Annotated in this window: 22 protein-coding genes; 8 read left to right on the top strand and 14 right to left on the bottom strand. The window is 49.6% G+C overall.

The features are described 5' to 3' along the window. Positions 1–100: 100 nt before the first annotated feature. From ACTJJS_RS17310 to ACTJJS_RS17280, 7 genes are all read right to left on the bottom strand, one after another. The gene (locus ACTJJS_RS17310; protein WP_440664614.1) at positions 101–1,291 is read right to left on the bottom strand and encodes a thioredoxin family protein; all 1,191 of its coding nucleotides are present in this window, start codon (positions 1,289–1,291) and stop codon (positions 101–103) included. 51 nt (positions 1,292–1,342) lie between these two features. Further along, the gene (locus ACTJJS_RS17305; protein WP_440664613.1) at positions 1,343–2,791 is read right to left on the bottom strand and encodes a RagB/SusD family nutrient uptake outer membrane protein; all 1,449 of its coding nucleotides are present in this window, start codon (positions 2,789–2,791) and stop codon (positions 1,343–1,345) included. Positions 2,792–2,802: 11 nt separating this feature from the next. Continuing rightward, the gene (locus ACTJJS_RS17300) at positions 2,803–6,252 is read right to left on the bottom strand and encodes a SusC/RagA family TonB-linked outer membrane protein (protein WP_440664612.1); all 3,450 of its coding nucleotides are present in this window, start codon (positions 6,250–6,252) and stop codon (positions 2,803–2,805) included. 225 nt (positions 6,253–6,477) lie between these two features. Further along, entirely contained in the window at positions 6,478–7,602 is a 1,125-nt protein-coding gene (locus ACTJJS_RS17295; RefSeq protein ID WP_440664611.1) for a FecR family protein, read from the bottom strand. A 142-nt stretch (positions 7,603–7,744) separates the two neighbouring features. Beyond that, the gene (locus tag ACTJJS_RS17290) at positions 7,745–8,071 is read right to left on the bottom strand and encodes a nuclear transport factor 2 family protein (protein WP_440664610.1); all 327 of its coding nucleotides are present in this window, start codon (positions 8,069–8,071) and stop codon (positions 7,745–7,747) included. 80 nt (positions 8,072–8,151) lie between these two features. Next, complete coding sequence (locus ACTJJS_RS17285; RefSeq protein WP_440664609.1) at positions 8,152–8,715, bottom strand: Crp/Fnr family transcriptional regulator; 564 nt, start codon at positions 8,713–8,715, stop codon at positions 8,152–8,154. Between the two features lie 54 nt (positions 8,716–8,769). Continuing rightward, entirely contained in the window at positions 8,770–9,792 is a 1,023-nt protein-coding gene (locus ACTJJS_RS17280; protein WP_440664607.1) for a LacI family DNA-binding transcriptional regulator, read from the bottom strand. A 104-nt stretch (positions 9,793–9,896) separates the two neighbouring features. Between ACTJJS_RS17280 and ACTJJS_RS17275 the strand changes: the two genes are divergently transcribed. Next, complete coding sequence (locus ACTJJS_RS17275; RefSeq protein ID WP_168870443.1) at positions 9,897–10,787, top strand: inositol oxygenase family protein; 891 nt, start codon at positions 9,897–9,899, stop codon at positions 10,785–10,787. A 115-nt stretch (positions 10,788–10,902) separates the two neighbouring features. Then, positions 10,903–12,534: a sodium/sugar symporter gene (locus ACTJJS_RS17270; protein WP_440664606.1), complete on the top strand. Its 1,632-nt coding sequence runs from the start codon at positions 10,903–10,905 to the stop codon at positions 12,532–12,534. On the opposite strand, the gene ACTJJS_RS17265 is transcribed toward ACTJJS_RS17270, so the two are convergent. From ACTJJS_RS17265 to ACTJJS_RS17240, 6 genes are all read right to left on the bottom strand, one after another. Beyond that, positions 12,514–13,497 (bottom strand): hypothetical protein, encoded by a 984-nt coding sequence (locus tag ACTJJS_RS17265; protein WP_440664605.1) that lies wholly within the window; start codon positions 13,495–13,497, stop codon positions 12,514–12,516. The genes ACTJJS_RS17270 and ACTJJS_RS17265 overlap by 21 nt on opposite strands. A gap of 33 nt (positions 13,498–13,530) precedes the next feature. Further along, complete coding sequence (locus ACTJJS_RS17260) at positions 13,531–14,748, bottom strand: FAD-dependent oxidoreductase (RefSeq protein WP_440664603.1); 1,218 nt, start codon at positions 14,746–14,748, stop codon at positions 13,531–13,533. Between the two features lie 102 nt (positions 14,749–14,850). Further along, positions 14,851–15,303 (bottom strand): SRPBCC family protein, encoded by a 453-nt coding sequence (locus ACTJJS_RS17255; RefSeq protein ID WP_440664602.1) that lies wholly within the window; start codon positions 15,301–15,303, stop codon positions 14,851–14,853. Positions 15,304–15,391: 88 nt separating this feature from the next. Then, complete coding sequence (locus tag ACTJJS_RS17250; protein ID WP_343744433.1) at positions 15,392–16,294, bottom strand: helix-turn-helix domain-containing protein; 903 nt, start codon at positions 16,292–16,294, stop codon at positions 15,392–15,394. 192 nt (positions 16,295–16,486) lie between these two features. Continuing rightward, positions 16,487–16,876 (bottom strand): type VI secretion system tube protein TssD, encoded by a 390-nt coding sequence (gene tssD / locus ACTJJS_RS17245; RefSeq protein ID WP_168870449.1) that lies wholly within the window; start codon positions 16,874–16,876, stop codon positions 16,487–16,489. A gap of 145 nt (positions 16,877–17,021) precedes the next feature. Further along, complete coding sequence (locus ACTJJS_RS17240) at positions 17,022–17,711, bottom strand: helix-turn-helix transcriptional regulator (RefSeq protein ID WP_168870450.1); 690 nt, start codon at positions 17,709–17,711, stop codon at positions 17,022–17,024. Between the two features lie 285 nt (positions 17,712–17,996). Here ACTJJS_RS17240 and ACTJJS_RS17235 point away from each other — a divergent pair, with 285 nt between their 5' ends. The 3 genes from ACTJJS_RS17235 (at position 17,997) to ACTJJS_RS17225 (ending at position 20,397) form a co-directional block, all read left to right on the top strand. Further along, the gene (locus ACTJJS_RS17235; RefSeq protein ID WP_168870451.1) at positions 17,997–18,575 is read left to right on the top strand and encodes a Crp/Fnr family transcriptional regulator; all 579 of its coding nucleotides are present in this window, start codon (positions 17,997–17,999) and stop codon (positions 18,573–18,575) included. Between the two features lie 62 nt (positions 18,576–18,637). Next, a complete protein-coding gene (locus ACTJJS_RS17230; RefSeq protein ID WP_440664601.1) occupies positions 18,638–19,099 on the top strand; it encodes an ester cyclase in 462 nt (153 codons plus the stop codon). 413 nt (positions 19,100–19,512) lie between these two features. Further along, entirely contained in the window at positions 19,513–20,397 is an 885-nt protein-coding gene (locus tag ACTJJS_RS17225; RefSeq protein WP_440664600.1) for an AraC family transcriptional regulator, read from the top strand. A gap of 29 nt (positions 20,398–20,426) precedes the next feature. On the opposite strand, the gene ACTJJS_RS17220 is transcribed toward ACTJJS_RS17225, so the two are convergent. Beyond that, positions 20,427–21,044 (bottom strand): redoxin domain-containing protein, encoded by a 618-nt coding sequence (locus tag ACTJJS_RS17220; RefSeq protein WP_440664599.1) that lies wholly within the window; start codon positions 21,042–21,044, stop codon positions 20,427–20,429. Between the two features lie 381 nt (positions 21,045–21,425). Between ACTJJS_RS17220 and ACTJJS_RS17215 the strand changes: the two genes are divergently transcribed. Genes ACTJJS_RS17215 through ACTJJS_RS17205 form a run of 3 tightly spaced genes read left to right on the top strand, consistent with a single transcriptional unit; the run spans position 21,426 to position 24,278 of the window. Next, the gene (locus tag ACTJJS_RS17215; RefSeq protein ID WP_440664598.1) at positions 21,426–22,550 is read left to right on the top strand and encodes an acyltransferase family protein; all 1,125 of its coding nucleotides are present in this window, start codon (positions 21,426–21,428) and stop codon (positions 22,548–22,550) included. Between the two features lie 10 nt (positions 22,551–22,560). Continuing rightward, a complete protein-coding gene (locus tag ACTJJS_RS17210) occupies positions 22,561–23,574 on the top strand; it encodes a sensor histidine kinase (RefSeq protein WP_440664597.1) in 1,014 nt (337 codons plus the stop codon). Then, the gene (locus ACTJJS_RS17205; protein WP_440664596.1) at positions 23,571–24,278 is read left to right on the top strand and encodes a LytR/AlgR family response regulator transcription factor; all 708 of its coding nucleotides are present in this window, start codon (positions 23,571–23,573) and stop codon (positions 24,276–24,278) included. Before ACTJJS_RS17210 ends, ACTJJS_RS17205 begins: the two co-directional genes overlap by 4 nt. Positions 24,279–24,310: the final 32 nt, after the last annotated feature.

Raw genomic sequence — 24,310 nt, 5'->3', positions numbered from 1 at the left:
GAAGATAACTTTAGCAGCGAAATAATGCAAGTCCTTTTTAAAAGGAAAGGGTGCGGCCATGCGGCCACACCCTTTTTTTCACGGGATATGGTCAGTTATATTATAATTTTTCCAGTTCGTCTACCAGCCCCTGGGCCAGTTTCTGGATTTTGGATGTTTCGGCATCTGCCAGCTTTCTGGCTTTGCGGGCGGCTGTCAGCCCTTCCTCTTTTTTCTTCATGGTCAGGCATACCCATCCAAAAGTGCTCTGGATGCTGTATTCCTCCGGCTCCAGCACTGCGGCCCTTTTGGCCATTTTATAAGCCTGTGGCAGGAAGGCGGCGGTTTTTGGGTCAGCTTCCCGTTTGCCGTTGAGGCGGCGCGCCAGGAAACTTAGCTTCTCCGCATCGGTCTTCAGTACACCTTTCATGGCGGCGTCAGTCAGCTTCACATATGCTTTGGCGTTACCTTGTTGCTGGTACCACTCCGCTTCCAGCATCACGGCCTGTTTCTGCCTTCCCGGTGATTTGGACTGTTTGAAATGCTGCAATCCTTCAAAGAAGCCTTTTTCGTCGCTGGCGTAGATTTTTGGATACAGGGTGCTGGAGATAAGGCGGTCAGTCAGCGCATCGCGTTCTTCCTGACCGGCATAAGAGGCAAACTGCGCCTGGTTGACCAGGTAATATTTACCCAGACGGTCATCTCCGGAACGGGCGATATTTTTTATCACCTTCCATCCCAGCGGTGAATTCAGGTCGGCATCATTGATTTTGGTACTGATTTCTTCACCGATTTTCTCTGCCGTACGGCGGTCGGACCTATTCACCGCCATATAGTAATTCAGCAGGAACGGCACACTTCTTTCGCCGGCATTGTAGCGGGCAGTGAGAGACGACATGCTGCGGTCCGGGTCAGTGGCCATATGGGCTTCTTCCAGGAACTCCTCCACAGACATGCGGGAACCGGTGCGATGTATCACTTCCCCTTTACTGTTGATAAAAAGATAAGTAGGGAAGGACTGGACATTGTACTTACTGCGAAGCTCTATGCCTTCGCCTTTTTCCATATCCAGTTTAGTGTTGATGAAATGCTGATTGTAGTAGTTGTAAACCGCTGGTACGTTGAATACATTCTTTTCCATCCATTTGCAGGGGCTGCACCAGGAAGTATAACAATCGAGGAATACCAGCTTGTTCTCTTTGGCAGCCTGATCGAGGGTGGCTTGCCAGGCGGCGTTGTTAAACGCTATTTCTTCCTGGGCCATTCCTTTCAGCGCTACCAGCAGGCAGAGCATTAATAATATCTTTTTCATAAAAAATGGTGATGGGCCCGGAGGACTGGCTACCTCCGGGCTGTATGAAAGTTAACGTTCGTATTGCGGGATACCGGGATTCATCGCCAGCACTTTTGGCGGTACCGGGAACACATAACGCTTGTCATTGGCCGGCAGCGTATAGGTCTGTCCGTTGTGGGTATGGGTAACGGTTTTAGCGAAACGGGCGTCTTTGTTCAACCGTTTCAGATCGGCCAGGCGGCTGCTGCCTCTAAATACGAGCTCTCTTCTGCGTTCCTCCAATACCAGCCGGAGCGCGGCCTCATTATCGGCTGCTACAAGTGGCTGGTTATTCGTAATCCGGTTGTCGCGCAGGGTATTGATCAGTTGCAGCGCTCTTTCTTTACTGCCAACCCGGGCCTCGCATTCTGCAGCGTTCAGGTATAATTCCGGGGTGCTGACGCCCATGTTAAGATCGACGTAGGGCGCCCACAATATACGACCGGGAAAGGTTACCTTATTACCGCCGAACATGGCCTCGCCATCGCAAAAGAACAAGCTCAAACGCTTATCTACGGCGCCTGCAGGCAGGTCCTTTTTATATACGCCAATCAGATCTGTGCTGGCATACACTTCTTCGAAGATATGGGAAGAGCTGTTAGTGCCCATTTTCAGCCAGATCGTCTCCTTGCTGAGATTACCATCCGGGAAGGCTGTATTATCAGCAGTATTGTAAACGCGGCCCCACGTGCCATTTTTCGTAGCATAACCTGCATAACTCTGCAGATAATTATTTTGCGCCAGTGCCTTATTGGCATTTTCAAGGGCAGTTTTGTAATCTCCCAGATACAGGTACATACGGCTTAAAAATGCGTAGGCTACGCTTTTCATGGCCTTTGTGTTATACAATGCTTTTTCCTGAAGATCAGGTATGGCTTCTTCAACATCCTGTTTAATCTGTGCATATACTGCTGCCACACTTTTTCTTTCATAAGGCAGGTTAATATCTTCCGATAACACCAAAGGTACGCCCAGCGCTGAAGAAGCGGTAGCCGGATCATATTGTTCAGCATAGATGTTCACCAGCGTCAGATATTCAAATGCGCGTCCTACCTGCGCTTCCGCACGTAACCGCTTTTTTTGTTCTTCGGAAGCGTCTTTCACCTTCATCACATTGTTGATAATCGTATTATAAACAAAAATGTGGGAATAGGAAGGCTCCCATTGTGTGTCCGTGTCTTTCTGTTCAAATATCTGCCCGGGAGAAAAACTATAAAGGTTACGCTTAAATACACTTAAAAACGAATAAGATGCTTTCGAATTGGCGTCTATATCGTCTCCTGCTGTTACATCATCTGTGATATATCCCGGATAGGCAGCGCTTGTCGTTACAAGCGACACGCTATTGAGCAGTTTTTGATAGTCGTCAAAATACTCAGGTATAGTATATCCTTTGGGTTTTATGTCGAGGTATTTGTTACAGGCAGGCAATGTTGAAAGCGCTACGCCTGTCATTAACAGTATGAATATTTTTTTCATGTTTGTTCCGTTTAGAAATTAACATTTACACCAATCGTATAGCTGGGAGGTACCAATTGACCTCTGGTGATGGAACTGAAAGCAGTACCGTTCCATACTTCCGGGTCCAGGTTTTGTTTGTTGGCAGACCAACGCCAAACATTTTGTACCTGGAAACTTAACCGCGCACTCTGTATGTAAGCCTTTTTCAGCAGTGATGACGGGAGGTTATAGCTCAATATCACATCGCGCAGCTTGATATAGGACGCTTTGCTGATATGTTTGTCTGCAGCATCCCACACCGCAATGTTATTGGTAGTAGCCAGGTTATTATAGGCTGGCGCGATGTCCGGGTTTTGTTCATCACCTGGTTTCTTCCAGTAATTAAGTGCTAACCGGTCCATGTTGGAAGTATAGTTCAGTTCAGGGAACTTCGTGAGGTAAGGCGATACTACATCCCGCATCACATGGCCGCCATAGTAGATGAACATAAAGAAGAGATCGAAGCCCTTATAATGCAACGTGTTTTGAAGGGAAGCGGAATATGGAGGCACTGTGGTGCCGCTATATACCAGGTCATCTACTGTCAGATCTTGCAGGGATTTCACCACCTTTCCGTCTTTGGTATAGGCCTGTGGCTTACCGGTAGCGTCAAGCCCGGCATAGCGGACACTGTACAACGCATCCAAAGGAATTCCTTTACGGCGCTGAACGTCCCACACATACCCGTATAATGAATTATCTGACACATCGAGCCTGGTCAGCTCATTTTTGTTGTAGTTGAAGTTAAATGTGGTATTCCAGCTGAAATCACGGGTCTTAACGTTCACGCTGGTCAGGGTGATATCTATACCACGGTTGTACATACTACCGTAGTTGACAATGAAGGAATTCCAGCCCAACGTGGGATCCGCTGCCCTGTTACCCAACAGGTCAGAAGTGTTTTTATTGTAGAACTCCACTGAGCCGGACAGCCTGCCGCCAAACGTAGTGAGATCCATGCCGATATTGGCCACTTTTGTTTTTTCCCAGCGTAATCCGGCATTAGGCGGACTATAGATGTACGCCTGTGATTCATTGGTCAGGTAGTTGTTCCCGTCATCTTTGGTGATCATGTAAGGACCTGCATCTTTAGGGATGTTACCATTCACGCCATAGGTGGTACGCACCGCCAGACGGTCGAGCCAACTAATATCACCGCCATCGGTCACTACATACATCAAACCTGCTGACCACATGGGTTTATATTGATACCTGGGATCTGTTCCGAAGAGGTTGGACTGATCTATTCTGATACTGCCGGATGCTGTCAGCCTGCGTTTAAAGGAATAGGAAGCATTACCATAGAAAGACACAAACCTGTCTTCCTGGTCACGGAATCCTCTTTCTTTAGTTCTGTCCAGCTGGAATTGACCGAAGATCGCCTGGGTATTTTTCTGTGGCTGGCCGAGCGCCAGTTCGTTTATCGGTTTATAGTTGAGACTAAACTCATCATATCCGTACTTGTAGATATTGGTAGAAGTATTCCTTAGCTGGCGGCGTTCTGCACCGGCCAATGCCTGGATTTCATGATCCTCGCCAATCAGTTTATCGTAGTTTAACTGGAACCGCAGCATATTGGTGGCCACGGTGGCCCTTGTTTCATTAAACTGGCCGCCCAGCGGCAGCAGGGACAACGCGGAGCCGACAGGAGTAGCGTCATTGAGCATCGTTGTTACCACGTTGGCATTCTTACGGTACAACTGCTGTATGGTAGTGTCCATACGCTCCGCCTGATAACGTACCTCCAGTGACAGTCCGTTGATAATTTTGAAATTAGCGCCAATATTGAGGTTCAGGTAATTACCTTTTCTGGTGTAATGTTGGCGGCCAAGTTCTTCCAGCGGACGATAGGTTTCATTCTGCAGTCCCAGACTGTTCAGGCGGTCAATTTCAAACTGGGACTTGTTCAGGTACCACTGGGCAGGCTGTCCGTTGGGATCACGGAGCATATAATAAGATGCTTTCCCGGTATTATAATTTTTCATACCCAGGAATCCGTTGTCAAAGTCTTCTTTGATGCTGCTTCCCAGGACCCCTACGTCCACACGCATCCATTTGGTGAAATTGAAAGTATTGCGGAGGTTATAACCCACACGCTGCGACTGCTGTGCTTTTTCATAGGGATTGGTGCCCAGATAGTTCACGGAGAGGTTATAGCGGTATTTTTCGCTGCCTCCGGAAAAGCCCAGGGTGTGCTGGTTTGTCACCATGGCTTTGCGCAACAGTTCATCCGTCATCTGCTCATAGCGGTCACTGTTACGATATACGTCCAGTGCGCTTTGCAGCTGCTCTTCTGTTATCTTGTTGCCCTTTCGTTCATATAGTAACCGGTACACATCGTTCATCGCTTTGCGGGGATCGATAGAAGTATAGGCATTAGACCTATAATTGAACATGTCCCGCTGAAAATCCACCAGTTCAGCGCTGGACATGAGGTTACGATAGCTTCTGCTGGGCAGGGGCGTAAACTTGATGGCATTGTTGTAGGTAACCCTCATGGCGCCGGGTTTACCTTGTTTGGTGGTCATTACGATCACGCCGTTAGCAGCACGGGCACCATAGATAGAAGCAGCGGTAGCATCTTTCAGCACAGTGACGGTAGCAATATCTGCGGGATTGATCACGGCGCTGTCCCCTTCAAAGGGCATCCCGTCAATCACGTACAGCGGAGCAGTTTGATTACCCAGGGTTGTGACGCCACGGATCTGCATTTTACCTTTATAGGACGTCATACCGGCGGCCATCCCTTCAAGGCGGTCCAGTATGCCTGTCTGCATTTTACCAGCCATATCATCGGCGGAGATGGTGGAGTAGGAGCCAGTAGCACGTTCTTTGGAGATCGTCTGGTAACCGGTGCTCACGACGGAAATACCTGCCAGGCGGCTGGAGAGCTGTTCCAGTTTAATTTGTATGCTGCTATTCTTACCAACGGTCACTTCTTTTGTATTGAAGCCTACATAGCGGATCACCAGCACATCGCCGGGTTTGGCATCGATGTTGAACCTGCCGTCCACATCAGAAATGGCGGAGCGGGTAGTTCCTTTGATCACTACGGAGGCGCCCGGCAAGGCTGTTCCGGAACTATCAGTGATGGTACCGGTAACAGGGATGGCAGTTATTTTTTCAATGGCAGACGGGGCTGCACTTTGCGCGCGTTTGATGATCACCACCTTGTCAACGATCGTGAAAGTCAGTGGCTGATCTTCAAAACACTGCTTCAGGGCGGCAGACAGCTGCACGTTCTTCAGATCAAGGTTCACATGGTCTGTCCGTTGCAGATCTTCCTTTGAATACAGGAAAGAATATCCTGTTTGTTGTTGCATCTCCCTAAAAACCCTGGTTAATGGTGCTTTCTTTAAAGAAAGCGTTACTGTCTGGGCAAAAGTGCCCGCACTCACATGCATAAAAGCAGCCAGCAGTAACATGACAGTCAGTTTCATAATCTTCCAGATTTTTCTCCGGACAGGGTAACTGCCGGAGTGCTCATTAGCTGGCGGGCACAAGGTACCACGCTGGGCTTGGAACCAAGCTCTTAAAATCATACATTTGATTTTGGGTGATGAATAAAATTTCTAAACAGGACATTTTAAGGTTGCCCACCGGCCAGGGATACTGCGAATATCTCTGGCCATTTTTTTGGGCGGATGTATTGATTGGTTTTTGCTTTAAGGTTTGACGATGATCTTGTTCCCCTCCACCACAAAAGACACGCGGCCTGTCAGCTCCAGCATTTTCAACAACCGGGACACCGGCACGTCGCGGGGAATGGTACCCATAAAGTGATGCGTAACGTTGCCCTGATATACCACCTCGGCGCCATACCAACGTGCTACCTGGCGCATCACGGTATGAATGTCTGCATCGTTGAAGGAAAACTGACCGTCTTTCCAGGCGGTGATATCCTCCGTATCTACCTGCTGAAGAGAAAACTGCCCGTTGGGCTGCAGCTGCGCCTGTTGACCAGGCTTCAGTATATATGATTGTCCGTCATTGTTCACGCGCACCGATCCTTCCAGCAGGGTGGTACGGATACCTGCTTCATTGGGATAGGCATTGATATTGAAATGTGTGCCCAGCACAGACACTTCCATATCACGGACTTTTACTTTAAATGGTTGTTGGGGATTGTGGCTGACTTCGAGATAAGCCTCTCCCTTCAGTTCCACGATACGGTCTTTGCCGGTGAAAGCGGTAGGGAAAGTAATGGAAGACGCGGCATTCAGCCAAACCCGGCTGCCATCCGGTAAGGTGAGCCGGAACTGGCCGCCTGCCGGCGTAGAGAGGGTATTATATACCACCTGCTGAGGCGCACCGGATGGCTGATAACTCAGTTGCCCGTTTCCGGTCCGGGTAATTTTACTGTTACCCTGGGGCGCCAGTGAATCGGCAGCCACATCATCCAGCACCACGATAGATCCGTTGGCCAGTGTCAAGGTGGCTTTATTGCCTCCTGGTTTTATATCATTATGAAAAACTGATTTTTCTGCAACGGCCACGGAAGGCGCCTGCTTGCGGGGAAAGAGGAATATGCCTCCTGCGGCTACCAGCACCAATACGGCTGCTGCGGCGGCATAGGCCCATCTGTAGGAACGTTTCTGCGGCGCCCGGACCTTTTGCATAATACGGTCATACATGACCTTCTGCACCAACGCCTCGGTTTCCGGCTCCAATCCGGCCTCACCGGAAGTTTCCAGGCGCTCGCAATAGCGGTCTACCAGCGCCTGCTCAGCGGCGGTGGCTGTGCCGTCCAGATATCGGTTGACTAATTCGTGAAAGGTATTTTTATCCATGCCTGACAGGTAGTACCAGAATGGATACCTTACCCTACGGCTAAACGGGCTTTTTTGGGGGAAATTTTAACATAAATATAATCATCAAGTCTAACCGACTGATTTTAAAATATTAAGCGCGGCATGCCGCGCTTAATATTTTTTACAATAAAGGCCGGGGGTCAAACACCACCCGGAGGGAGCTGATCTTTTCGTTTCGCAACTGGTACCAGCTGCACCCGAATACGGTTTTATCACCCATAATATAATCACATAGCACACATACATCGTCCCCGTCTTCAAATATTTTATGGACCGTGTATTTCATTTTCATACGGCCCATATCTTCCATATATACGTCGGCGCCGTCACGGGAGCCTAATACGCCTACAAATTTGAAATCGGGAGCCAGCAATGTTCTGGCTGTGGCCATGTCTTCTTCGTTCAGGGCAGTCAGGAACTGCTTTACGGTTTTCGCTGCGTGTGTCATCGTTTTAGCTTTTTTAATCTGCCCCAAAGGTAGGGCCACAACCGGATTTTATCATGTGATGATCGTCACAAAAGAAAACGCTACCGTCTGCCACGGATACGGCTCAACGTTTCCCGGGCTACGCCCAGGAAAGACGACAGCTGCGACAACGACACCCGTTGCAGCATCGCCGGATACTCCTGTTCCAGGTATTCATACCGCTCCTGCGCGCTCATCAGTTTGAACAACGCGGTGTGCTTCTCCTGTTTTGCCGCAATGCGTTGCAGGCAGAGCCGGCCCAGCGTTTCTATCTGAGGATCTGCAGCAGCGGCAGCCAATAACAGCTCCCGGTCAAAACGCACGACTTCCAGCGGACCGCAGGCCTGTATCGAAAAAGCGGATTTTTCCCGGCGCCCATAACTATTAATATTGGTAGCAATGTCCTGCTCAAAAAAGAAATCAGTATTGATGTCCACTCCGTCTTTATCATAGAAAGCCCTGCAATAGCCACTGCTGACAAAAAACAGGGCGTTACATACCTCTCCGGCACGCAACAGGAATTCGTCTTTCTGATAGTGCTGTAAAGACAACGCCGGCAGCAGGTGCTGCCAGTTATCTTCGGAGAAAGGGGTCAGGGAATGGATGTAGGTTAGTAGTTGTTTCATCTGCTATGGCTGGTTAAACGATGTAATATTTTCAATGACATAATGAATAAAAAATCACTTATGCTGTCGGCTGCTCGACCCTCTCACCACCAGTTCTGAAGGGATCACAATCCGTATATCCTTCGCCGTTAGCGGTTTTTTTTCCAGCATCTTCACCAGCACTTCCGCAGCGGCCTTTCCCATCTCAAAAGCGGGTTGGGTAATTGTAGTCAGCGACGGTTGCAGAATGGTAGCGATCTCCAGGTTGGAGAAACATGCCAGTTTCACGTCTACGGGCATACGCAGCTGTAATTGCCGGCAGGCCTGGTATACCGTGGTGGTGAGCTTTTCCACGGAGGCTACGATGCCATCCGGCCGGTGTGTGCGCTGCAAAAGCTTTTTCACCAGTTGGAAATTGCGGGCACCGTCAGTGGTACAGGTAAGCATGTTCCGCTGATGTACGGGAAGCTGATGATCGACCAGCGCCTGCATATAACCCGCCATCCGCTGGCGGCAGATGGACAGGCTGTCGGAAATACCGAGATAAGCGATTTCCCGGCATCCCTGCGCTATCAGATGAGCGGTGGCCTTATAGGCGCTTTCGGCATCATCTGTCACTATCTTAGGGGCAGCCAGCGTTTCCAGCACCCGGTCAAAAAACACCACCGGCACGTCTTTGTCCATCAGTTCCTGTACATGCGCGGTATCTGTGGTTTCCCTGGATACTGATAACAGCACGCCGTCTACCCGGCCGCTCTGGATATCTTTTAATATGGCGGCCTCTCCTGCATAACTTTCATGCGTCAGGTAGATGATCACGTGATATCCTTTCGCCTTCACCGCTGCTTCTATGCCGTTAATAGCGATCGAAAAAAAGCTGTCGGCCACCTCCGGCAGCACGACTGCGATATTTTTGCTCTTACGCCCGCGCAGGCTGCTGGCGTAAGCGTTGGGAATATAGTTCCATTCGGCGGCCAAAGCCCGCACCCGCTCTTTGGTGGCGGCACTGATCTCGTAACTGTCCCGCAAAGCCTTGGAAACCGTAGATAACGAAAGATTCAACTCCCGGGCCAGCGCCCTGATGTTTACGTTTTTCATGGACAATAAATCTACGAAACCGGTTTCGTAAATAAAACTCCCCGCCCATGCCAATAATCCTGTCAAAATAGCCGAAATTTAAGTCAGCCATAAAACAGCTTGCCATGGACAATAAAAAGACTTCCTTCACTGAAAAAGAAGTGAATCCTTTAACAAGCCTCGACCAGTGGGAAGACGCCGTACTGGAACGGTACCCCACTCCGGAAAGTATCGCCACCTCCAAATCCGTGGATGAATACCGGAACTACGATACCCCGGAAAGAGATACTGTCCGCGAATTCTACCGGCTCAATCATACCTATCAGACATATGATTTCGTGCAACAGAAAAGGGCCGATTTCCTGCAATTCAACAAAAGGGAAATGCCGGTATGGGATGCTTTCAATTTCCTGAATGAACTGGTGGATGATTCCGATCCGGATACCGACCTCGACCAGTTCCAGCACCTGCTGCAAACTTCGGAAGCCATCCGTAATGACGGCCATCCCGACTGGATGGTGCTCACCGGCCTTATGCACGACATGGGCAAAGTCCTCTGCCTCTTCGGAGAACCGCAATGGGCCGTCGTTGGCGACACCTTCCCTGTAGGCGCGCCCTATTCAGATAAAGTCGTTTATCCGGAATATTTCCGCAATAACCCGGACTATCAAAATACCGCGTACCAGGAAGGTACCGGCGTTTATAAACGCGGCTGCGGCCTGCGCAATGTGCACATGTCCTGGGGCCATGATGAATACGTGTACCAGATGATGAAAGACCATCTGCCGGAATCCGGCCTGTACATGCTGCGCTACCACTCTTTCTACGCCTGGCACCGGGAAGGCGCCTATGATTATCTGCTCGATGATCATGACCGCGAAATGCTCAAATGGGTGAAACTCTTCAACCCATATGATCTCTATTCCAAAAATCCGGTGCCGCCGGACTGGAAGACACTTCGTCCTTATTACGAAGATCTCGTGGCCAAATATCTCCCGGCCACTCTGAAATTCTGACTATTCTGAAAAACCTCCGTTTGTTGCTGCATGTCGATAAGGTCCCCCTTTTTGGGGGATCGCAGCAATTAATGTAACTTATCAACCAACTTTATAAATTCCACACTTCCTCCACATGAATAAGCTGCAACAAGCGGATTACATCGTCTTTTTTATCTACTTCATTGCTATCGCCACCTACGGGTACTACGTTTATCATCGTAAAAAATCAGCGGCCACCAACTCCAAAGATTTTTTCCTCGCGGAAGGCTCCCTCACCTGGTGGGCCATCGGCGCCTCCCTCATCGCTTCCAATATCTCTGCAGAACACTTCATCGGTATGTCCGGCTCCGGCTTCGCCCTCGGACTGGCCATCTCCACCTACGAGTGGATGGCCGCTGCCACACTGATCATCGTGGCGGTGTTCTTTATCCCGTTGTACCTGAAAAATAAGATATACACGATGCCACAATTTCTGGCCAAACGGTACAATGATAAAGTCAGTACCGTAATGGCCGTTTTCTGGCTGCTGGTGTACGTGTTCGTCAACCTCACGTCTATCATCTACCTCGGTGCGTTGGCCATCGCCTCCATCTCCACCATTCCTTTTGAATGGTGCATCGCAGGGCTTTGTGTCTTCTCGGTGATCGTGACGCTCGGCGGCATGAAAGTGATCGGCTATACCGATGTGGTGCAGGTGGCCGTGCTGATCATCGGTGGACTGGTGACCACTTATCTGGCACTTACTTTACTGTCTGAGAAATTCGGCTATGGCAGCCATATCCTGAAAGGCTTGTCGGTACTACGGAAAGAGGCTCCCTCACATTTCCATATGATCTTCCACAGTGATCATCCCTATTACAAAGACCTTCCCGGGTTGTCCGTATTGATAGGCGGTATGTGGATCAACAACCTCGCCTACTGGGGATGCAACCAATACATCACGCAACGCGCGCTGGGCGCCAACCTACAGACGGCACGCAAGGGCATTTTATTTGCCGCTTTTCTGAAATTACTGGTGCCGGTGATTGCCGTACTTCCGGGCATCGTGATGTTTGTGCTGCATAAAAACGGTATGTTCCAACAGGAGATGACCGATGCGGCCGGCGTAATTAAACCGGACCATGCGTATCCTACGCTGATGAACCTGCTGCCTCCCGGCCTGAAGGGCGTTGCTTTTGCAGCACTGACGGCCGCCATCGTAGCGTCTCTGGCCGGCAAAGCCAATAGCATCTCTACGATTTTCTCACTGGACATCTACCAGAAATATTTTAATCGTGAAGCCAGCGAAAAAAAGCTGGTGAGCGTAGGCCGCTGGGCGGTGATCATCGCTATGTTGCTGGCCGCCATCGTAACACCGTCATTACGGTCGCTGGACCAGGCTTATCAGTTCATTCAGGAATACGTTGGTTTTATCTCTCCCGGCGTACTGGCCATTTTCCTGCTCGGCTTCTTCTGGAAGCGGACTACTGCCGGTGCCGCTCTCACTGGTGCACTGTTGACCATCCCCATTTCTACTGTACTGAAATTCCTGCCCGCATGGACAAACGGCGCCTTCCCGGACTACCCGTTCCTCGACAGGATGTCCATCACGTTTGTGCTGATCGTGGTACTGATGATCATCATCAGCATCACCCGTCCAACAAAAGAAGCCTCAGCCCATGCATTGGAAATAGACAAGTCTATGTTCCGTACTACACCTGGCTTCATCGCAGGCTCCATTATCATCATTGGTATTCTGACAGCGTTATATACGGTTTTCTGGTAAACCAGATTCTGCCCGCTGCCGGATTACCTGTAAGATATTGTTCTGGATATCTTTCATGATCCAGGATGCCCACCAGCTGGCATAAAAATTAAAGGTGGTATTTAACCTGAAATGGCTGTAGAGATGCAGCCTGCAAATACCGTCAGACAATGGTTCCAGCTCGTACGTACCGTTCAGCACATCAAAATACTGTCCGCCAATCACCACATGTTCGTCCATAGTGGTGGAAGGAATATTATAAGGATCTGCATGAATAGTAAAGCTCATGCTACGCTGATGGCTATACGCTGTTACCTTTTCATCGAAGACCAACCCTTTATCAAAGATCGCTTTGCGGAAAGCGCCCACCCCTTCATAATTCAGCTCTGCCCTGATGGGACGGGGAAAGCCCAGCGTCCGGGTAAGCCAACCCTTGTCCTGCGTGGCGGCGATTTCTCCCACACGGGTAACGTTCTTCCATATGTTTTCCTTGCTGGCATGGATATCTATATAAGTATAAGCCTTGTATTGACCCGGTATTTTAGCAATCATTTGTTCTATAGGAGAGATGACCAATGGGAGTAAAACGATCAGAGAAACGTACCTGCGTTCCTGTTTGTTCTTGTCCTTCAACTTATAATGGGCAGCAGATAATCCTCCTATCGTGGAAGCGACCATAAACAGCGGCGCCGCCATCAGCCAACACGCCCAGCCTTCCCACGCAAACAACAGCGTGATCAGAAAAAAGAACAGGAGCGGCACCCAGGGCATCATAACCCGATAAGCCAGGCTTTTTACTTTTTCACGGGGAGAGAGATAGATGGTCAGTACACCAACGCCAAAAGGAATGCCTACCAGAAAAGCGAGTCCCATTACTACAAAAAAGCCGTCTGACGCTTTGTTAAACCAGGCGTACATGGATAGCGCAAAGACCAGTGGGATAACAACAACATAGATGAATAACTTCGGGAAGCGTGACGGCATAGTTATATGAATTTACCACAAGGTAAGCCATCCCTAATACTTTACCTGCCAGTCCAATCTGTATCCATACAAAAAATCAAAATTTTTAGGAACAAACAGCGGGATGAAAATCGCCATCATCCAGTCTCTGATCTTAGCCTGCCATGGCCTGAGAATGGTTTTGGACTTACTTCTGCGTCTTCCTTCCGCCACGATCTTTTCCACTCTGGGCTTGCGATCGGCTTCAAATTTCCGGAAGGCCGCAGCATAGGAGCCAACGCCGGCATCCCGCAGTAACATGCCCAGGTACATCGCGTCTTCCAACGCCATGGAGGCACCCTGTCCCGCACTTGGACTTACGGCATGAGCGGCATCGCCAATCAGCAGCACACGGCCTTTATGCCATGAAGTGAGTGATGCAATATCAGCCACATTCACCTTCAGCACTTTTTCTGTCTGCGCTATTAATGCAGGAACAGGAGCATGATAACTTTTATAACGGTCAGCCATCAACGTTTTCACTTCTTCTACCGTGGTGGAGTCCAGTTCTTCTTTGGTAAAAGGCACGTCAGACGGCAGGTTGGACCACCACATGGCCATGCCGTTTCCGGCAGCGCAGTAGCCAAAAAAACCGTTATTTCCGAAAGTAAAATTGAGGCTGTTGATTTCTTGTGCAGTCATTTCGGGTAAGGCCGACAAAGGAGCAAACCCGCCATAGTTTTTCATACCGGTAAAAGCCGGTGCGGGCGCTTCCGGGAAGACAAGCTGCCGTGCAGCGGAATGAACGCCGTCAGCGCCAATCAGTATATCGCCGGTAACCCTGGTGCCATCTGTAAATACAGCAGTTACACCGTCTTCATGTTCACGGATATCACAAAGTCTTTTTTGATATTGTACGGTCAGCCCTTGTTCCTTCAGCTCCTGTAACAAGATGTCATATAACGCAGCACGGGAGAGGCTGACACCTTGCTGGCCATATTTTTCGACAGAGCCGTTTGGTAAATTGGCGATCACTTTACCTTTGCCATTACGCATGCAAAGTTCTTCAGCCACAGCTCCGGCGGCCGTTACCCGTTCAGCCAGCCCCAGGGCTGCCAGTACGTTCATACCATTGGGCGCAATATTAAAGCCCGCGCCAATAGTGGCTTTATAGCCGTATGCTTCATAAATGCTGCAGGAAATGCCTGCCTTGTTCAGGAACAACGCCAGTGACAGACCACTGATACCGCCACCGGCTATCAATACATGAAAAGATGTTGGGAGCTGTGTCATAAAACAGGATTATACCTCAAAATTGCGACACAGCGCCCGGGGAATCAACCATCACTAGGTAAACGGAGGGCTGGTTCCGGTAAAAGCCCTTTTTTTACCGGTTTAACTGGCTTCCGCCACTTTTTTGATTTCGGTGAGGATAGAAGCCCATCCACCGGCATCCATGGCTTCTTTATATCTCCGGTCGCCTTCGGCCACGGTGGCGTAGTCGCCCTGGGTTACCACCAGCAGGGTTTGCCCGTCTTCAGGGCTTAACTGATAGGTCACTCTCAGGTAGTTTTCGGAAGTATCGTCGATATTGCTATTGGGATCGATCGTGGTATAAATCAGCCTTTCGTTGGGGATGATCTCTTCGATAGTACCTTTTACGGCAACCAGTTCCTTGCCTTCATATACTGTTTTCCAAAGGAGCTCGCTGCCTTGTTTCCAGTCTGATACTGTTTCGCAGTTGAACATGTACTGTCTGGTCTTAGCGGGATTGACAAGGGTATCCCATACCACAGCGGCTGGTGCATTGATGGTAATGTCGTTTCTCACGATTAATGCTTGTCCCATACGATAGTTTTTTACAGGTAGATAAAAAATATGCTGCGCTTGTGACGCATCACAAAAGTAAAATAAAGGTGATTGGGCGGATTGCCTGTTACGGATTATTTCTAACCGAAAAAGGAGTAAAGCCGAACTTCTTCTTAAAGGCGTTATTGAAATGCTGTGGGGTGGCATAGCCCAGTTCAGCAGCTATTTCCGCGGCCGTTTTGCCGGTATCGCGCAGGTATTGGTGGGCCAGGTGCAGCCGCTGGTCGGTGAGGTAGCCGAAAACGGTATTGTTGAATTTTTCCTTAAAACCGCGCTTCAGTTTGTATTCGTTGAGCCCTACGGCGCGGGCTATTTCTGTCAGGCTGGGAGGGGAGTCCAGCCGTGCGTTGAGCAGGTCGCGTACCGCAATGATTTTTTCGGTGTCCTGTTTGTTTTTCAGGTAGATGGCTTGCCGCTGGTCTGCCGCAGTGCAGGATTCAGCCGACAGGACCAGTAGTTCCAGGCTTTTAGACAGCAGAAAAAGCCGCTGGAAATCACCGGCGTATTTGCTGAAGCGGATTTGGGATATCACCTGCTCCATCTGGGAGTCCAGTGCGCCCCAGGTATCTGTAAAGATAACCGGTTGACCGGCGGCGACTTTGTCCGCAAAACGTTTGAGCTGATCGCTGCCATGCTGGGTGAAGCTCAGGAATTTCTCCCGCGGGAACTGTACCCCAAAAATCTCCAGTTCAAAGGTTTTGTTTTCCACCACCATATCAAAGGGATGGGAGTACATGAAATTGTGATGTCCTCCGATCAGGTCGTAGGTTTTGCCCAGCTGCCGGTAGTTGAACAGGTAATCTCCCCGCAGGCCGAAATGCAGTCTTACTACATCGTTGTCACTATGCGCCGGGTGGGCGAACAGTTCACGGAAGGATGACAGGCCGTGCCCGATGAGGATATCATCGCACATCCAGCGGGTCATGGTCATGGTGCCGTTAGGGTAGGTGATTACTTGTTTGTCTTCCATAAGTGCCCGGTGCAGGCTCGCTGCAGCGGTATAAAGGTACGCACATTTAGTATGCAAAGAAGCGGTAACAGCGGGAAGAGGGCTAAGCTGAAAACGCAAAGCAGCATAGGCATAAGGTTACAGCGGCCAGCAGATATCCCTGGTCAGCTGCATTTTCTGCGCATGGCTGCTTTGCGTGAAATACTTTCGGGCCTACATGGGCCAGGGGTTCTGGTACACGGAGTTATTGAGCTTTAGTTCCCTGGCAGAAAGCGACAGTACTATCTGCAGGGGCTGATCGTTGGCGGCATTGAACTGTTCGGTGTAGCCCACGCAATAGGCGTCAGTAAACCGCAGTTCTTTCAGCCTGGACATGGAATCGCGGCGGAAGAAGGTAATGCTGCCGTTTTTAGTTTGGGTATTGGAAATCATCCAGTCAAAAAGATGGGTTTCGCCGGCAGATTCCACTTTCAGATTGATGTTGCCTCCTTTGGGGCGCGCTGCAGGCTTTCCATTGTGATCAGTGTGTTGACTGAAGGTGAAATCGCACTCGAGTACGTTTAACTCTTCTCCGTCGATGTTGAGAACTGCTTTAAAAGACATAAATAATCGGTTAACAAGTCTGCTGCAAAACAGGCAGACAGGGAAAAAATATGGTATACAGCACTGAAAATACAGATAAATCTGTATATCGAGCACATTCCAGCCTTTAAATTTTCGGGATTTCCCCGGAAACGGCGGGCCCTTGTCAGATCAGGTCGAAAGCCTGGGCGAAGCTGGTCAGGTCGTAACCCGACTGGGCGCCGATTTTACTTTTGATATTCCGTCGGTGGGTGACGGCTGTTTTTTCGGAGATATGCACTTTTTCCGCTATTTCGCTGGCACTGAGGCCAAGGGCCATTAACCGGAGGATCTCTTTCTCCCGTTTGGTCAGTGCCGCAAAAATATGCTGATTGCGCCGCAGGAAATTATTTTCCTCCAGCAGCCGGTTTACCTTGCTGGTCACATGATGCAGGGGATCAATGGGAATGGCGCAGGTGATCACATGCGTAGGCGCTCCCAGGGCATTCCGCATGAACACCCGCGTGGTGCCCAGATGCCAGGACCAGTCCAGGTGACGGGCCAGCCTCACCTGCTGAAAGAAGGTAATGGCCATGTCCTTCTCCGGCGATGCAGTAAGCATGGCGGTCACCTTAGGCAGATAGTCTGCCACATCATGCGGATTGAAATAAGTATCATAATAATTGTGGCCCATGGCCCGAAGGTCCTCCATGGAAACGTCCAGCTGTTGCCGTCCGTTTTCAGACATATATTCTACATAATCCTTCTCCACGTTCATAACGATAAATACGGCCGGCAGTTCGCGCTCTATGGCCTGAAGGGCCTGCAGCTTTTCTTCAAGACTGGCAGCCTCGGATAATACGGTATACGTACTCATGTCCTGCTATATAGTGTATAGGATAAACCGTAAATGTCGTAGGTTTTTAATGCTCTCTGATAACAAATGTATATAAAAAACGGATAAGGGTCCCCTTCGTGTAGAAGATGACCCTTTTTTGGGGGTAAAAATATGATGATCCTGGAACAGTATTAGCTTTGTGTGACAGTTAACAGATGGCAGTGAAACATCTGTGAAAGCAAAGGTAAGTGATGGAAAGGATTGTTGAAATACCTAGTAGTGAGTATTTTTACGGTATTACTACCGGTTTTTCGAATATCGCACATGAAAAAAACAATCGTTTGTTTCAACGAATCCATCCTCCACAGGTCGCAACTGGACAGTACTTCCAAAGAACTCATGTGGAACGCGGCACAAATCCAGTTGGTCAAACTGGGTGACCATCTCCTGCGGGCCGGCCAAACCTGTCAGCACGTATGGCTTGTGGAAAAGGGCGCCTGCCGGGCGTTTTACGAGCACCACACCCGCGATGTCAACACGGCTTTTTTCTTTGAAAACAACTTTATCACCAACATGAAAAGCCTGCGGAACAATGAACCTTCGGCCTATCACCTGGCCACGACAGAGCGTTCCGTGCTTCTTCGCTGGCATAAGGACACCCTTGCCGCACTCTATCAGCAATCACCCGCCATCGCCGCTTTTGGCCGCGAACAGCTGGAACTACTGGCCATTGCCGGTGAAACACATGCCGACTGGCTCAAAACACATACGCCGGAAGAGCGCTACCAGTACGTTTTAACACATCATCCCCAACTGGTACAACGCGTATCTCTTACACAACTTAGCTCCTATATCGGCATCTCCCGCGAAACGCTCAGCCGCATACGCCGCCGCGTTTTGTGACGTTTGACACAATACCGGTCGATGGCCTGCCGGTACCTTTGTGGCTCACAAAAAGCCATCATATGCATCTCTCTGAGCAAAAAGACCTGATCGTCCGCTTCATCAACGAAGTCTGGAATAACGGCAATACTGCCAACCTGGATACTTTTCTGCATCCCGCCTTTAAAGATTATTCGCTCCCGGCCGGCCTCCCGGCAGACGCCAACGGCCTGAAACAATGGGTGTCCATGGTGCATGAATCGTTCCAGCCACTGTCCCTCATTGAGGAACACCTCGCCGAACCCGGCCATTGCATGGTCCGCATCTCCATGCACATGAAACATACCGGCTTGTGGCGAGGTATCCCTGCAACAGGACAAATCGCCATCACCAGCGGCTTCCGCTCCTTCGCCATCAAAGACGGCCGGATCATCGAACACCGGGCACTGGTGGACGGCAACACCCTCGAACGGCAACTGAAGGCGTCAGCTGATATTACCGGATGCCAGCCTAAAACAACTGTCAACGGACAACTTCCGGGATAGGCAATACCGTTAGTAAGCTTTAATCTGGTCAATTCCCCATAGCCTGTTTGTGCGCAAAGTCTGCCGGCCGCTCAAACAGGCTTCGCTGTTAGCTCCCAAACATAAAATGCAACCCGCCCTCCGCCACTGGCGAAACATAACGTGGTCATGATCTCCCGTAAAAATGATTTTTATTTTCAACCGGCAGGTAATACTTTATTATCTATTGGTTATACTTTGATAATCTTTTCATTAATATATCAGGACAAATTTTCGCCGCCACCCTGGTTAAAATCAGCTATTATCAGTAATATTACATACCAGGTTCCACGCTGGGTTTTATTACAGGAACAATAAAAAAATGATGCTTTTTTATCCCTGCTGATGTTACAGGCAGACAATCAACACATTCCACGTTCACCAAAATACGGTACATGAAAAGCAAATTACTGCGCGAGATTACCCCGCTAACACAAAGCGATTGTTTTACCCTCTTCTCCCGGGAGAAGACAGCTTTCGATTTTCCACTACACTATCATGAAGAATTCGAGCTCAACTTCATCCAGCACGCAACCGGCGCGCGGCGCATCATCGGCGATCATATTGAGGATATTGAAGACCTGGAACTGGTGCTGGTAGGGCCTAACCTGCAACATGGCTGGTTCACCCACAAACATCAGGGCGGCATTATCAAGGAAATCACTATTCAGTTTCACCGCGACCTGTTCGATGAAAAATTCCTGCAGCGCAACCAGATGAGCTTCATCAAAAATATGTTTGAACGCTCGCTCAGGGGTATCCTGTTTTCCCCCGATACCACACGGCAGATCATGCCCCGGTTGGTGCACCTGCCACAAAAACAAGGTTTCGATTCTGTGTTGGAACTGATGTCCGTACTGCATGACCTTTCTACCTCCCGCAACATGCGCATCTTATCAGACGCCAGTTTCAGCAACCTGGAAACATTTTCGTATAATAGTCGCCGTGTGCAGAAGGTAATGCATTATCTCAATCATAACTTCGACAAGAATATTTCCCTGCACGAGGCCGCTAAGCTGGCAGCCATGACAGACGTGGCTTTCAGCCGTTTCTTTAAAGCGAGGATTGGTAAAACGTTTGTGGACACACTGATAGAAATAAGGCTGGGTCATGCCTCCCGGATGCTGATAGAAACCACGCATACCGTTAATGAGATAGCTTATAAATGCGGGTTTAACAATATCTCCAATTTTAACCGCATCTTTAAAAAGAAGAAGGACTGTACGCCCAAAGAGTTCCGGATGACTTACACAGCCTCCGGAACCCGGACTTTTATATAATGTAACTGCAACGGTTATACGTAATATTATTACGCACTAATGGCCAGCTGTTTGTCCACCACAGACAACAGTTCGTCAGCAGAGAACTTTTGCTCCAGGTAAATATCTGTAAAGCTATAGGTGATTTCGAGGGAAGGAGTGATCAGATAAACTGCCGGAACAGGCACGTCCGCATTTACGCCGGCAACACGGCCCCAGATAGGATCAGTTTCTTTGTAAATACCGGCCTTCCGGGCTATACGATGCTGGGCATCCCGTACCACGTCAAAAGGCAGCGGCTCACGGTTGAATTCGGCGAAGTGCTTTTTGCTTTCGCTGGACAGTACCAACAAACGCGCTCCGGCAGCTTCTATGGCAGCATGTTTCTCAATTAGTTCGGCTATCAGCGCATCTCCGTAACCATTCCAGTTCACAGAATAAAATACCACCACCAACGGCTGCGCTGTCAGTAAATGCAGGGAAGTAACGCCTGTTGCATCTTTCAGCAAAGGGCCACGGTTGATCACCTGCTCATCTTCCAGGTAAAAATCCGAAAAAAACTGCCCGGGTATTAACGGACGGATATGCTCCCGGTTCTTTACCGGACTAGGGAACTGATCGGCAATCGGGGCTGGCAGGTAGTCTGCGTAACGGTGTAAGGTAGACATGCTCGCTGTTTTTAATGGCTGATAAAATGTCCGTTGCAGGGGTTTTATCACGCTTTGGTTTATAATAATGATACAAAGATAGGGGAAAAAATCTATTATCCTACTAATTCTATAGACTATATGTGTTTAAAAATATAATAGTTTGATTTTTAACGTATTGTAATGTAATGTTTTTTGGGAGAAATAAGGGAAGAAGGATATTGAGATAAAGGATCAATAGGAAGAGAGGACCGATGGAAAGGAGGACCAACAGAACATAACCGGTATCCAAAAGCAAAGCGCCGGCACGCCTGCAGTTCGTCAAAGGTTTCCTGCAAATGGTCAAAACACAACCCGCCAAAATATCCGCAGCGCTTAGGTTTGCGCTAAAACACCATTCTGATGCAAACAACAACCTGCCGACTGGCCTACCTCGACTGGCTCAGGGCACTGGCCATACTGGGCATTTTCCTGTTTACCGCAGCCCGACCGTTTACACCGCCCGCTACCAGCGAACAGCCGGACCAGGTAAATTATATGCTCAACAGCAGCTGTATTCCCCTGCTGTTTTTCCTCTCCGGGGCCACCTCCATGCACATGGCCCTAAAACGTAACAACACCAAAATGGTGCTGCTATGGATACGCCGGCTATTGGCGCCGCTGCTCACCAGCCTGTTCGGGCTGCTGCCGCTCCTCATCTGGCTTGGCCATTGGGAAAGCGGCAGCACCGGAACGCTCTGGTCCGACTACGGCACGGCGGTAAAACTGGCACTGCATCCGGCCAACTGGTACCATCTCTGGGTGGTGGTATGCCTGGCCCTTTATATGGTGATGATGCTTCCTCTGTTCCGTTGGCTGCGAAAGGCTTCGGCGCGTAAGTTTCAACAATCGCTGCTGTGGTTCGTTCCCGGTCAACGGATATTTCTCCTTCTGCTGCCCATAGCGGCCCTGTTCATAACGGGGCTGCTGCTGGGTTCCTCCGGGCATCTGCTCGTTTTCCTGTACTGGTGGCTGCTGGTAGTACTCGGCTTCTTTTGTATGCTGCAGCCCCAGCTGATGGACAGCCTTGAACGTAACCGCCGCTACTCCTTGATATTATTGCTGATCGCCGTTTCCCTTGTCATCGCCGGACAAAACTATCATGCCGGCCCGCTGGCAGCACTGATGATAGAGCCCGTACACGCCGGCCTCTGGGTGTTTTGCCTCACAGGTTACGGTAAAAGATACCTCGACCATGAACATCGCCTTCGGACGTACGTCAATCTCTTTGCGTGGCCTTTTTACCTGCTGCAACAACCGCTCATTATCATTATAGCAGGCTTTGTGCTCAACTGGCAATATCCGCCGGTACTGGAATACCTTTTTGTGACGCTGAGCAGCTGGCTTTTAGCTGTCATTATTTTTAATGTGTTGATCAAACCTTTTGTGATCACCCGTTTTTTCTTTGGCGTAAAACCCGGCACACCGCCGGTCGCCACCGGCAAAGTGGTGAAGGTGCAACTGCCCCAGTCCGAGTTTTTTTACTAACTTGATTCCGATGGAACAGTTCTGGCGCAAGTACATTTTCCCGGTCGTATATGCCTTCCTGATTTATGTCAGCATGCGCCTGATCAATGCGGTGCTTACCGGCTTCCGATTTTGGGAACGGCCGTGGTTCGAAACCGCTATTGAATGCGTGCTGCTGTCAACAGGATACATTTACACCTGGATGCTGAACTACCTGCTGCAGTATTATCAACGCCGACCCAAGCCCGGCCCCGTGATCAGGGAATACCTGGTGGTATCGGCAGTGATCATCGCCTTCACCGACGGCATCATCCTGCCTATCCAGCATTTCACCGGAGAGCGGGGATGCCAGCTGTATGATGTGATCAACCTGACGCTGATACCTACCTTGTTCTATCTGTTGTACTATGTGATCAAACGTGCCAACGCCTCCCTGCGGAAAAGCTATGAACAGCAGCTCTTGCTGGAGAAAATCAGCAACGACCAGCTCCAGACAGAGCTCCGTTTCCTCAAAGCCCAGTTCCATCCGCATTTCCTGTTCAATGCACTGAACACCGTCTATTTCCAGATGGACGAAAGCGTAGGCACCGCCAAACATACCGTGGAAAAACTGTCCGAACTGCTGCGCTACCAGCTGTACGACCATCAGCAAACCGTTGCCGTGGGAAAAGAACTGCAATACCTGCAATCCTATATCGACCTGCAACGAAGCCGTATGAACGAACACCTCCGGCTGACCGTGGAAATCGACGACCAGCTGAACAAACAAAGCGTATACCCGTTATTGTTATTGCCACTGGTGGAAAACGCATTCAAATATGCCGGCGGCGAATACTGGATCAATATCTCCGCCAGCCTCCGGAACGATTGGCTGGTATTTCATGTCAGCAACGCCATACCTGCCATAGAAATGAAACAGAAAAAAGGCGGCATTGGCCTGGAAAACCTGCGCCGGCGCCTTGCCCTGCTTTATCCGGGCAAACATGAACTGGCCATCTGCAACAGCCGTGAGAACTATTCGGCAGACCTAAAAATTGCGTTATGAAGATCAGCTGTATTATCACCGACGATGAACCTGTAGCCCGTAAAGGATTGGCCGGATATGTGGAAAAAATAGACTTCCTCTCCCTGGCAGGCGTCTGCGAAGACGCCCTGTCGCTTAATAACCTCCTCCGCCACCAACCGGCCGACCTGCTCTTCCTGGATATTGAAATGCCTTATATCAACGGCGTGGAACTGCTGGAAAGCCTGCCTCATCCGCCGAAAGTGATCTTTACCACCGCCTACGAACAGTACGCCCTCAAAGGCTTTGAGCTGGACGCCATCGACTATCTCATGAAGCCCATCTCTTTTGAACGCTTCCTGAAGGCCGCCAACCGGGCCCGGGAGGTATTTGCCCCCTCAACGCACGTTCCTGTGGCAGAAAGGGACATCTACATTAAAACCGGGGAAAAACTGGTCCGTGTACTGCTGGAAGACATTATCTTTATAGAAGCGATGGAAAACTACGTATATATCCATACCACGCACGGCCGGTACCTGACCCATTCCACCCTGAAAGCGGTGGCGGAAAACGTAACCGGTCCGGAATTTGTTCAGACCCATAAATCGTATATCATCAACACAAGGAAAATCACCAGTATAGAAGGCAACAGGATTATGATGGGACAGGCTTCCGTACCGGTGTCCAGAGGACTGAAAGACAGTGTGATGAATACCATTTTAAAAGACAAGCTGCTAAAAAAATAAATCGGATGATATCTGAAGCTGTCAGGGAACTA

This window comes from Chitinophaga sp. 22308, assembly GCF_052045305.1.
Taxonomy (GTDB): domain Bacteria; phylum Bacteroidota; class Bacteroidia; order Chitinophagales; family Chitinophagaceae; genus Chitinophaga; species Chitinophaga varians_A.
The sequence above is the reverse complement of the archived record's forward strand: the minus strand, read 5'-3'. Positions and strand labels throughout refer to the sequence as shown.